Origin of the sequence: Streptomyces sp. C1-1 (assembly GCF_050214755.1) — a bacterium.
Taxonomy (GTDB): Bacteria; Actinomycetota; Actinomycetes; order Streptomycetales; family Streptomycetaceae; genus Streptomyces.
Genome location: NZ_CP189826.1, coordinates 4,062,337 through 4,073,063, shown reverse-complemented (window position 1 = coordinate 4,073,063; position 10,727 = coordinate 4,062,337). Strand labels below are relative to the sequence as shown.

Here is a 10,727-nt window from a genome sequence, read left to right as displayed (position 1 = left end):
AGAGTGCTCCCGGAACCCAACATTCCCCGCCGCAACCGATGAACGGGGGGTGACATACCGGCCCCGGCCCTGCAACGCCCTCGAAGAGCCGCGGAAACGCGCTCTTGAGGGGCCGCGGGGAACTGCGCGACAAGCCACGACGAACCCGCAGCCGCCGACGCACAGAACGCCCCACGGCGACACCGCACCCCACGCCAAGCCAACGCAGTGCATGGCACCCGGTCCGCGCGTCGCTGCGGGTGCACGCGGACCGGGGCCGTCAGGGAGAGCCCCGCGGGGAAGGGCTCAGGTGGACGCCAGCTCGCGCGGCTCCAGCGCCGCCGCGTGGACGTCCATCTGCTCGGCGGCGAGGATCGCCGCCGCCGTGTCGGCGCGGGAGGCCGCCACGACCAGGGCGCGGCCCGCGAGGGCGTGGGCCCGCTCGTGCAGGGCCGTGACGTCGGCATCGGACGGCGCCGACGTCATACGGACCGGAGTCACCCCGCCCCGCAGCCGGGCCACCTGCCGGGCGAGTCGCTCCGCCGCCTCGTCGAGGCCGGGGGAGGGGGCCGCCGCCCGCAGCTCGTCCGTCACGGTCAGCAGCGCCGCGAGATGCCCGGCGAGCTGGATGTCCAGCTCCTCCTCGCGGGAGCGGTGGGGGAAGTCGGAGGTCGTGCCGGCCATCGTGCTGTGGACCGACTTGGTGCGGATCGGCTCGTACATGGATGACCTCCTGTGCTGTCAGGAAACCATCCTAGCTTAGATTCCGTCTAAAGTTGAGCGAACTGAAAAGATCAGGAGGCCGCAGAGGTTTAGGGCTGGCCGTAGCCGTCCAGGAAGCGTCCGATCCGGCCCATCGCGTCCCGCAGGTCCGTGACCGTCGGCAGGGTCACCACCCGGAAGTGATCGTGCTCGGGCCAGTTGAACCCGGTCCCCTGCACGACCATGATCTTCTCGCTGCGCAGCAGGTCCAGCACCATCCGACGGTCGTCCTTGATCTTGAACACCTTGGGATCGAGCCGCGGGAACAGGTACAGGGCGCCCTTCGGCCGTACGCAGCTCACCCCCGGGATCTGCGTGAGCAGCTCGTACGCGGTGTCCATCTGCTCCTTGAGCCGGCCGCCCGGCAGTACCAGGTCGTTGATGGACTGCCGGCCGCTGAGCGCGGCGACCACGCCGTGCTGACCCGGCATGTTCGCGCACAGCCGCATGTTCGCGAGGATCGTCAGGCCCTCGATGTAGGAGTCGGCGTGGGCGCGCGGCCCGGAGATCGACATCCAGCCGACCCGGTACCCGGCCACCCGGTAGGCCTTCGACATGCCGTTGAAGGTCAGGGTCAGCAGGTCCGGGGCGACCGCGGCGGTCGGGGTGTGCGTGGCACCGTCGTAGAGGATCTTGTCGTAGATCTCGTCGGAGCAGACCAGCAGGTTGTTGCGGCGGGCGATGTCGGTGAGCCCCTTGATCACCGCCTCGTCGTAGACGGCCCCCGTCGGGTTGTTGGGGTTGATGATGACGATCGCCTTGGTGCGGTCGGTGACCTTGCGCTCGACATCGGCCAGGTCGGGCATCCAGTCGGACTGCTCGTCGCAGCGGTAGTGCACGGCGGTGCCGCCCGACAGCGACACGGCGGCGGTCCACAGCGGATAGTCGGGGGCCGGTACGAGGACCTCGTCGCCGTCGTCCAGCAGCCCCTGCATCGCCATCACGATCAGCTCGGAGACGCCGTTGCCGATGAAGACGTGCTCGACGTCGGTTTCGATGCCGAGGGTCTGGTTGTGCATGACGACCGCCCGGCGGGCTGCCAGCAGGCCCTTGGCGTCGCCGTAGCCGTGCGCGGTGGAGACGTTCCTGAGGACGTCCTCCAGGATCTCCGGCGGGCACTCGAAGCCGAACGCCGCCGGATTGCCGGTGTTCAGCTTGAGGATGCGGTGTCCGGCCGCTTCCAGCCGCATCGCCTCCTCGAGCACCGGGCCGCGGATCTCGTAACAGACGTTGGCGAGTTTCGTCGACTGGATCACCTGCATGTCAGGGAGCTTACGGCCCGGTAACGCCTTTCGGGCCGTGTTTTCCGCCACGTGAGACGCGAGGTTTGTGCTGTTATCGCCGGTAGCTGTCTCGTCGGCCCCACCCGTCTCTACAATGCGCGGCCATGTCGAGGCCAGCCGAGTACGAGAACGGGGCGCAGGGGACGGACATCGCCTGCCACCCGGCGAGCGGTGGTGTGCAGGACCCGCCGAGCGTGTACCACCCGCAGGAGCAGCCCGCGCCCTCCTACGAGGAGTACGCCGACCCGGCCGCCGCGCACGGCTGGCAGAACGCCTACGACGAGACGGCCCGGCTGCCCGCCGTGCTGCCGGTCACGGACCGTCCCCAGCGGCGTGCCGCACCCGGCCACCGTGCCCGGCGCAGGCCCGGCCGGTGGCGTTCGCCGCGGATCGCGGTCGCGGGAGCGGTGGGAGCCGTGTCGGTGGCGGCCGTGATCGCCGGGTTCTCCTTCTCGGGGGCGTCCGCGGGCGGGACCGGGGGGAAGGGGGCGCACACGGGGCCGTCGGCCACCGACCTTCCCGCGCCCACCGGCCAGGAGGCGTCCGCCGCGAGCGGTGACGCACCGGCGTCCCCCGGCGGCGCGCCGGTGTCCGCCGAGCCCGCGACCGACGCCACCACACCCGGCGGCGGGACCTCGACCCCGAGCCCGAGTCCGACGGCCGCCGCCACGGCCTCCGCGCGGCCCTCCGCCCCCGCCACCACGTCCGGCTCGGCCCCCGTCGAGACCACCTCCGCGCCCGGCAACTCCGGCAACAACCCCGGTCACGGCAAGCGGCCCCGGTAGTCGGGTGGTGGCGCAAAGCCTCTCCCGAATCCGGTCCTGAAACGACTCCTTGCCCCACCATCCCTCTCCCCTCACAATGCCCATGACAAATACGCGGGCGGCCGGAAGATCTCCGGTCGCCCAAGTCGCAAGAGGGGACCCCCACATGAAGAAACCTCTCGGCGCCGTCGTCACCGCCCTGGTACTCGCCGGGGCCGGAGCGGCGCCCGCGGTCGCGGCGCCCGTCAAGGACACGGCGGCACCCGCCCTGAAGGCCGTCAACTTCGCCGGCACCGTCTCGCTCAGCAACTGCTCCGGCTCGGTCATCCGCTTCCCGAACTCCGCGGACACCGACCCGGCGCTGGTCATGACCAACGGCCACTGCCTGGAGACCGGCTTCCCGTCGCCCGGCGAGGTCATCACCGGCCAGTCCTCCAGCCGTTCCTTCGGCCTGCTGAACTCCTCCGGCACCCGGGTCGCCACGCTGCGGGCCAACCAGGTCGTCTACTCGACGATGACCGACACGGACGTCACCATCTACCGGCTGACGACCACGTACTCCGCGATCAGGAGCTCGTACGGCATCAGCCCGCTGACCGTGCAGGACACGCACCCCACGGCCGGCACCGCCATCACGGTCGTCTCCGGCTACTGGAAGCGGACCTACGCCTGCAACATCGACGGCTTCGTCTACCGCCTCAAGGAGGGCGACTGGACCTGGAAGGACTCGCTCCGCTACACCTCCGCCTGCCAGACCATCGGCGGCACCTCCGGCTCGCCGGTGATCGACAACGCCACCGGCAAGGTCGTCGCCGTCAACAACACCGGCAACGAGGACGGCGAGCGCTGCACGGAGAACAACCCGTGCGAGGTCGACGCGAGCGGCAACGTCACCGTCCGCCAGGGCATCAACTACGCCGAGGAGACCTACCAGATCCCGGCCTGCTTCACGACGGGAAACAAGCTGAACCTGAGCGCGAGCGGCTGCACGCTGCCCAAGCCGTAACTCAGCCGCGGGTGGCGTTCCGTCGCACGGGACTGCGACGGACCGCCCGCCCCGCCAGCACGTCCGTCCGCCGCCCGTCCTCGATCACGAAGCGGCCGTCGACGAGGACATGGGGAATGCCCGTCGGCAGTGTCCGCGGATGCTCGTACGTCGCTCCCGCCGCCACCGTCTCCGGGTCGAACAGGACGAGGTCGGCTCGGTACCCCTCGCGGACCAGGCCCCGGTCCGGCAGCCGCAGCCGCGCCGCCGGGCGCGAGGTGAGGTGGGCGACGCACTCCTCCAGCGACAGCACGCCCAACTCCCGCACGTAGTGCCCGAGATAGCGGGGGAAGGTGCCGTAGGCGCGCGGATGGGGCTTGGTGCCCTGCAGGATGCCGTCCGAGCCGCCGGTGTGGACCGGGTGCCGCATGATCGTGCGCACGTTCTCCTCGTGGCCGACGTGCTGCAGGATCGTCGAGCCCAGCCGGTCGCGCAGCAGCAGGTGCCGGGCGGTCGCCCACGGGCTCTCGCCCCGCAGGTCCGCCGACTCCCGCACGCTGCGGCCGACGAAGCCGGCCAGGTCCGGGTCGCTCACCCCCGAGATCTCGATCGTGTCCCACTCGATGGGCACGCCGTGACAGCCGTCCGAACCCACCGCCTCCATGTGGTGCCGGATGCGCTCGGCCGTGTCGTCGTCCGCCAGGCGCTTCAGGACCGCCTCCGGACCGCCCTCGTTCGCCCAGCTCGGCAGCATCGCCGCCAGCGTCGTGCAGCCGGGGGTGTAGGGGTAGGTGTCCAGCGTGATGTCCGCGCCGGACGCCAGCGCCTCGTCCAGCAGCCGCAGCAGCTCCGGCGCCCGGCCCTCGTTCACGCCGAAGTTCATCGTGGCGTGGGCGAGATGGAGGGAGCAGCCGGCCTCCCTGGTCAGGGCCACCATCTCCGCGTACGCCTCCAGGGCGCCCGCCCCGTACGAGCGGTGGTGGGGGCAGTAGTAGCCGTCGTACGACGCCACCACCCGGCACAGCTCTGTCAGTTCGGTGTCCTCGGCGTACATGCCGGGGGTGTAGGTCAGTCCCGAGGACATGCCGACCGCGCCCTGCTCCATGCCCTCGGCGACCAGTTGCCGCATCCGGTCCAGTTCCCTGGGCGTCGCCTCGCGGTCCTCCCAGCCGACGGCGAGCATCCGCACGGTCCCCTGAGGGATCAGATAGGCCGCGTTGACGGCGATGCCCCGGTCGAGGCGGTCCAGGTACTCGCCGACCGAGCGCCAGTCGAAGTCGATGTCGTCGCCGTGGCCGTTCCAGCCGGTGATCGTCCGGCGCACCTCGGCGAGAGTGCGGTCGTCGACCGGCGCGTACGACAGCCCGTCCTGGCCCAGGACCTCGAGCGTGACCCCCTGCGCGGCCTTCGCGCTGTGGTCGGGGTCGCGCAGCAGGGCGAGGTCGCTGTGGGCGTGCATGTCGATGAAGCCCGGGGACAGCACGAGCCCCTCGGCATCCAGCTCCCGGCGGGCCTCGGGCCGCTGGCAGCCGGCCGCCGCGGCCTCCTTCACGATCGAGACGATCCTGCCGCCGTCGACCACCACGTCGGCGCGGTACGACGGCTCACCGCTGCCGTCCACGACGTCCGCGTCCCGGATGACGAGCTCTTCCATGGCGGGCTCCCTCTAGAAGAACGTACGGATGTAGTCGACGACCGTGCCGTCCGCCTCGGCCAGCGGGATCAGCTGCCACTTGTCGAAGGACGTGCACGGATGGGACAGCCCCATCCCCACCCAGTCTCCGACCTCCAGGTCCGCCTCGTCGGTGGTCCGCAGCCACGCGTGCTGGTCGGACAGGGCGGTCACCGAGACGCCGGTGGCCGGGCGCTCGGCGCCGTCCCGGCGTACGACCTGGGCGAACGGCAGATCGAGGTCGTGGGCCGCGTCCCGCTTCCCGGCGTTGACGAAGGCCTGCTCGGCGGAGGGACGGGAGACGACCTGCGCCCACAGCCGGAACGCCGGCTCCAGGGCGCCCTCCTCCGGGACCCGGTTGAACGGCGTGAGCTTGCGGTAGTGGCCGTCGTCGTGCGAGACGTAGGCGCCGGAGCGCAGCAACTTCAGTACGGGCGCCGACAGTGCGGGGATCTCCGCGAACACGTCGGCCACCGCGTCGAACCAGGCGCTGCCGCCCGCGCTGACCACGATCTCGTCGAGTCCCGCGAACCGCCCCGCCCCGTCGAAGCCGACGGCCAGCTCGACCAGCCGCCGCAGCCAGGCGCGCACCCGCTCCGGATCGGCCCGCGGCACCTCGCCCTCGTACCCGGCGACCCCGACGAGCCGGAGGGTGCGGGTGCCGGCGACCGCGTCCGCGACGGCCGCGCACTCGGCCTCCGTCCGGACGCCGGTCCGGGCGCCGTCGCCGGCGGCGAGCTCGACGACGACGTCGAGGGGGCGCCGCGCTCCGGCAAGGGCCGCGTCCATCAGCTCGACGCCGCGCACGGAGTCGACGTAGCAGACGAGCCGGAAGCCGGGGTCGGCGTCGAGTTCGGCGGAGATCCACCGCAGCGCGGCCGGGTCGACGAGCTCGTTGGCGAGGAAGACCCGCTGGATGCCGAACTCCCGTGCCACGCGCACCTGATGGGGTACGGCGAGCGTGATGCCCCACGCCCCGCGGTCGATCTGCTGCCCGAACAGCCGGGGCGCCATGGAGGTCTTGCCGTGCGGGGCGAACGCCAGGCCGTGCCGGGCGGCGTACGTCTCCATGAGCGCCAGGTTGTGCTCCAGGCGCTCGGCGGACAGCGCGAGCACGGGGGTGGTGAACCCGTCCGTGAACAGATTGCGGCGCTGCGCGGCGAGCTCACCGACCGTCAGGCCGTCGGCGTCCGGCGGGAGGCCCTTGAAACGGTGGTCGACGCGTTCCTCCGCGAGGCGGGCGAGCGCTTCGGAGCCGGTGTCGCGGGCCATACAGCCTCCCTGATCAGGTGCGTTGCAGTAAATGCAATGCTCATTGCGTATGTCGCTTACTGCTGTCTAACATCTCGGCCAACGCGGGGTCAACGAAAAGCCGTTACCCGCATCTCACCTGGGAGCTACGACGATCGTGACCACCGACGGACCCCGCAACGCCCCCGACGTCGTGGACGTCGTCGCGCTCGGCGAGTCCATGGTCACCTTCCTGCCCAGCCGCCCGGGCCGCCTCGCCGACGTTCCGTCGTTCGAGCGGGGGATCGGCGGGGCGGAGTCGAACGCGGCGTGCGGACTTGCCGCCGCGGGCCACGCGGTGAGGTGGGTCAGCCGGGTCGGCGCGGACGGGTTCGGCGATCACCTCGTCGAGACGATCGGGGGGTTCGGCGTCGACGTCTCCTCGGTGGAACGGGACTCCTCGCGCCCCACGGGCGTGTACTTCCGTACGGCGGGGGACCGGTCGACGGACGCGCACGAGGTCGCCTACTACCGGGCCGGTTCGGCGGCCTCCGCCATGTCCGCGGACACGGTGGACCCGGCGGCGCTGCGGGCGGCGCGCGTGCTGCACCTCTCGGGGATCACGGCCGCGCTGTCGCCCGGGTGCCTGGAGCTGCTGCGTGAGCTGACGGCACCCGCGCCGGGCCGGCCCCTCGTCTCCTTCGACGTCAACCACCGGGCGGGGCTGTGGCCGGACGCCGACGGCCCCCGGGTGCTGCTGGAACTGGCACGGGGAGCCGACGTGGTGTTCGTCGGGGAGGACGAGGCGGAGGATGCCTGGGGGGTCACGGGCGGCCCGTCGGAGATCCGGGCGGTGCTGCCCGAGCCGGGAGTGCTGGTGGTGAAGCAGGGGGCGAAGGGGGCCACCGCCTTCGTGTCGGCGGGCACTCGAGCCGCGGGAACGGATACTTTCGTCCCCGCCCCCGCCGTGGACGTCGTGGCGACCGTCGGCGCCGGTGACGCCTTCGCCGCGGGGTTCCTCTCCGCCACCCTGCGCGGCCTGCCCGTGAAGACCCGCCTGCGCCACGGCCACCTGTGGGCGGCCGCTGCCCTCACCGCCCCCGGCGACCTCGCGCCGCCACCCGCCCGCGCACACGCCGACCACCTCGCCGCCCTCGACGACGACACCTGGGAGACACTTCGACTCGGCCCCGGCTGGACGCAAGCCGGCAAGGCCCCGGAGGAGGTACGCACCCCATGAGCCAGACCGTCGACCGCGCGCTCAGCATCCTGCCGCTGCTCGCCGAGGGCCCCGCCGACCTCGGCCAGGTCGCCGACCGCCTCGGCGTGCACAAGTCCACGGCGCTCCGGCTCCTGCGCACGCTCCACGAGCACGGCATGGTCTACCGCCAGTCCGACCAGCGCTACCGCCTCGGCGCCCGCCTCATCGCCCTCGCCCAGGAGGCGATGGAGAACCTGGACATCCGCGAGATCGCCCACCCCCACCTCGTACGCCTCAACGAACAGTGCGGGCACACCGTGCACCTCGCCGTGTACGAGGAGGACGAGGTGCTCTACATCGACAAGGTGGAGAGCCGGTACCCGGTGCGGATGTACTCGCGGATCGGCAAACCCGTCGCCATCACCGTCGCGGCCGTCGCGAAGCTGCTCCTCGCCGACCTCCCCGAGGCCGAGCGCCGGGCCCTCGCCGACAAGCTCGACTACCCCATGTACACGTCCCGTTCCACGCCCAACCCCGCGGCCTTCCTGCGGGAGTTGGAGAAGGTGCGCGAACAGGGCTGGGCCACCGACCTCGGCGGCCACGAGGAATCCATCAACTGCGTCGCGGCCCCCGTCCGCGGCGCCGACGGCCGGGTCGTCGCCGCGATGTCGGTCTCCGCGCCGAACGTCGTCGTCACCGCCGACGAACTCCTCACCCTGCTCCCGCTGGTGCGCCGCACGGCCGACGCGATCAGCGGCGAGTACTCGGGCAGAACCACAGCAAAGGACCCCGTATGACGGACAAGACCGCCCTCACCCCCAGGACCCACACCACCCCGCCCGCCCGGTTCTCCCACGGCGTGAAGAAGGGCAACATCCTCCAGGTCGCCGGCCAGGTCGGCTTCCTGCCGGCCGAGGAGGGCAAGCCGCCGACGCCCGCCGGCCCCACCCTGCGCGAGCAGACCCTCCAGACCCTCGCCAACGTCAAGGCCATCCTGGAGGAGGGCGGCGCGAGCTGGGACGACGTGATGATGATCCGCGTCTACCTCACCGACGTCGACCACTTCGCCGAGATGAACGGCATCTACAACACCTACTTCGAGGAGCAGGGGCTCACCCAGCCGCCCGCCGCGCGCACGACGGTCTACGTCGGTCTGCCCGCCGGCCTCCTCATCGAGATCGACGCGCTCGCCGTCCTCGGCTGACCCTCCCCCGACTCCCCGCACGACCCGCACGGCACGGCACCTCGCGAGGTGCCGTGCCGCGATCCCCCCTGCCCGAAAGCTGCATGTACTTACCCAGAGGACCCTCGAATGCCCCCTTCGCTCGCCGCGGCCGCCCCCGAGACCCCGCCCCACACCGGCGGTCTGCTCCTCCTGGTCGACGGCACGGCCGGTCTGCTCACGGTCGCCGCCATCGGTATCGCCCTGCTCCTCTTCCTCATCATCAAGGTCAGACTTCAGCCGTTCGTGGCGCTGCTCGCCGTCTCCATAGCCGTCGGCCTGCTCGCCGGCCTGTCGGTCACCGAACTCTTCGGCACGGTCCAGCGGTCGGACGCCGTGTCCACGATCGAGTCCGGCATGGGCGGCATCCTGGGGCACGTCGCGATCATCATCGGTCTCGGCACGATGCTCGGCGCGATCCTGGAGGTCAGCGGGGGCGCCGAGGTGCTCGCCTCCCGGCTGCTGAACCTCTTCGGCGAGAAGCGGGCCCCGCTCGCCATGGGGCTCACCGGCCTGATCTTCGGCATCCCCGTCTTCTTCGACGTCGGCATCTTCGTCCTCGCGCCGATCGTGTACGCGGCCGCCAAGCGCGGCGGCAGGTCGATCCTGCTCTACTGCCTGCCCCTGCTCGCCGGCCTGTCGATGACCCACGCCTTCCTGCCCCCGCACCCCGGCCCGGTGGCCGCGGCCGGTCTGCTCCACGTGGACCTCGGCCGGGTCATCCTCATGGGCGTCGTCTGCGGCATCCCCGCCGTGCTCGCCGCGTGGGCGTACTCGGCGTGGATCGGCAACCGCGTCTTCGTGGCCGTACCGCAGGACATGGTGGAGGCGGCCGCCGAGGCCCGGCAGGCCGTCGTCGAGGAACAGCGGGCGTCGGGGGTCGAGCCCCCGGAGAAGCCGGTGCCGCTGGGCACGGTGCTGGGCATCATCGGCACCCCGCTGATCCTCATCCTGGCCGCGACCTTCTCCTCGATCGCCCTCGACCCCTCCACCGGCCGCTCGGTGATCGAGTTCTTCGGCCACCCCTTCGTGGCCCTGACGATCGCCCTGCTCCTCGCCTACTACCTCCTCGGCATCCGCCGCGGCTGGTCCCGCAGGTCCCTGGAGACCGTCTCCACCGCCTCCCTCAAGCCGGTCGGCAACATCCTCCTGGTCGTGGGCGCGGGCGGTGTCTTCGGCGCGGTCCTCAAGGCCAGCGGGGTCGCCCAGGCCCTCTCCGACACCTTCAACGACGTCGGCCTGCCCGTGATCGTCCTGTCCTACCTGATCTCGGTGGTCCTGCGGGTGGCCCAGGGCTCGGCCACGGTCGCCATCGTCACCACGGCCGGCATCGTCGCCCCGCTCCTCGCCGGGGGCCACCACTCCCAGAGCTTCGTCGCCCTGGTCATCATGGCCATCTCGGCGGGCTCCATCTTCGCCTCGCACGTCAACGACGGCGGCTTCTGGATGGTGGCGAAGTACTTCGGCATCAGCGAGCGGGACACGCTGAAGTCGTGGACGGTGCTGGAATCGGTGCTGTCGGTGGCGGGGTTCGCCGTGGCCGCGGCGGTCAGTGTGTTCGTGTGAGCCGCATGTAGGCGTCTGATAACGAAGTTGGGGCCGACTGTGTCCGGCACAGGATCGTCGACC

At 71.5% G+C, this 10,727-nt stretch carries 10 protein-coding genes; 6 read left to right on the top strand and 4 right to left on the bottom strand.

Annotation, left to right across the window (positions count from 1 at the left end; all coding sequences use genetic code 11):
• Window positions 1–285 precede the first annotated feature (285 nt).
• Window positions 286–702 carry a hypothetical protein gene (locus ACQF4J_RS18395; protein ID WP_351566129.1) on the bottom strand — a complete coding sequence of 139 codons (417 nt, stop codon included), beginning with the start codon at window positions 700–702 and terminating at the stop codon, window positions 286–288.
• Between the two features lie 89 nt (window positions 703–791).
• Window positions 792–2,003: a pyridoxal phosphate-dependent aminotransferase gene (locus ACQF4J_RS18390; protein WP_351566132.1), complete on the bottom strand. Its 1,212-nt coding sequence runs from the start codon at window positions 2,001–2,003 to the stop codon at window positions 792–794.
• Between the two features lie 125 nt (window positions 2,004–2,128).
• Here ACQF4J_RS18390 and ACQF4J_RS18385 point away from each other — a divergent pair, with 125 nt between their 5' ends.
• Window positions 2,129–2,809, top strand: a complete 681-nt coding sequence (locus tag ACQF4J_RS18385) for a hypothetical protein (protein WP_351800780.1) — start codon at window positions 2,129–2,131, stop codon at window positions 2,807–2,809.
• A gap of 145 nt (window positions 2,810–2,954) precedes the next feature.
• Window positions 2,955–3,794, top strand: a complete 840-nt coding sequence (locus tag ACQF4J_RS18380; protein WP_351566143.1) for a trypsin-like serine peptidase — start codon at window positions 2,955–2,957, stop codon at window positions 3,792–3,794.
• 1 nt (window position 3,795) lies between these two features.
• Here ACQF4J_RS18380 and ACQF4J_RS18375 read toward each other — a convergent pair whose 3' ends face one another.
• The gene (locus ACQF4J_RS18375; protein ID WP_351566146.1) at window positions 3,796–5,427 is read right to left on the bottom strand and encodes an N-acyl-D-amino-acid deacylase family protein; all 1,632 of its coding nucleotides are present in this window, start codon (window positions 5,425–5,427) and stop codon (window positions 3,796–3,798) included.
• A 12-nt stretch (window positions 5,428–5,439) separates the two neighbouring features.
• Window positions 5,440–6,717, bottom strand: coding sequence for an amino acid deaminase (locus ACQF4J_RS18370; protein ID WP_351800778.1), 1,278 nt, complete (start codon window positions 6,715–6,717; stop codon window positions 5,440–5,442).
• A 136-nt stretch (window positions 6,718–6,853) separates the two neighbouring features.
• Between ACQF4J_RS18370 and ACQF4J_RS18365 the strand changes: the two genes are divergently transcribed.
• From ACQF4J_RS18365 to ACQF4J_RS18350, 4 genes are all read left to right on the top strand, one after another.
• A complete protein-coding gene (locus ACQF4J_RS18365) occupies window positions 6,854–7,915 on the top strand; it encodes a sugar kinase (RefSeq protein ID WP_351566152.1) in 1,062 nt (353 codons plus the stop codon).
• Window positions 7,912–8,673, top strand: coding sequence for an IclR family transcriptional regulator (locus ACQF4J_RS18360; protein WP_351480569.1), 762 nt, complete (start codon window positions 7,912–7,914; stop codon window positions 8,671–8,673). The genes ACQF4J_RS18365 and ACQF4J_RS18360 overlap by 4 nt, the downstream gene beginning before the upstream one ends.
• Window positions 8,670–9,080, top strand: a complete 411-nt coding sequence (locus tag ACQF4J_RS18355; protein WP_351566155.1) for a RidA family protein — start codon at window positions 8,670–8,672, stop codon at window positions 9,078–9,080. Before ACQF4J_RS18360 ends, ACQF4J_RS18355 begins: the two co-directional genes overlap by 4 nt.
• Before the next feature lie 108 nt (window positions 9,081–9,188).
• Window positions 9,189–10,664, top strand: coding sequence for a GntP family permease (locus ACQF4J_RS18350; protein WP_351566164.1), 1,476 nt, complete (start codon window positions 9,189–9,191; stop codon window positions 10,662–10,664).
• The last annotated feature ends 63 nt before the right edge of the window (window positions 10,665–10,727 follow it).

Excerpts from the sequence above, each read along its gene's own strand:
- ACQF4J_RS18395 (WP_351566129.1), bottom strand. The coding sequence starts at position 702 with ATGTACGAGCCGATCCGCACCAAGTCGGTCCACAGCACGATGGCCGGC.
- ACQF4J_RS18390 (WP_351566132.1), bottom strand. The coding sequence starts at position 2,003 with ATGCAGGTGATCCAGTCGACGAAACTCGCCAACGTCTGTTACGAGATC.
- ACQF4J_RS18385 (WP_351800780.1), top strand. The coding sequence starts at position 2,129 with ATGTCGAGGCCAGCCGAGTACGAGAACGGGGCGCAGGGGACGGACATC.
- ACQF4J_RS18380 (WP_351566143.1), top strand. The coding sequence starts at position 2,955 with ATGAAGAAACCTCTCGGCGCCGTCGTCACCGCCCTGGTACTCGCCGGG.
- ACQF4J_RS18375 (WP_351566146.1), bottom strand. The coding sequence starts at position 5,427 with ATGGAAGAGCTCGTCATCCGGGACGCGGACGTCGTGGACGGCAGCGGT.
- ACQF4J_RS18370 (WP_351800778.1), bottom strand. The coding sequence starts at position 6,717 with ATGGCCCGCGACACCGGCTCCGAAGCGCTCGCCCGCCTCGCGGAGGAA.
- ACQF4J_RS18360 (WP_351480569.1), top strand. The coding sequence starts at position 7,912 with ATGAGCCAGACCGTCGACCGCGCGCTCAGCATCCTGCCGCTGCTCGCC.
- ACQF4J_RS18355 (WP_351566155.1), top strand. The coding sequence starts at position 8,670 with ATGACGGACAAGACCGCCCTCACCCCCAGGACCCACACCACCCCGCCC.
- ACQF4J_RS18350 (WP_351566164.1), top strand. The coding sequence starts at position 9,189 with ATGCCCCCTTCGCTCGCCGCGGCCGCCCCCGAGACCCCGCCCCACACC.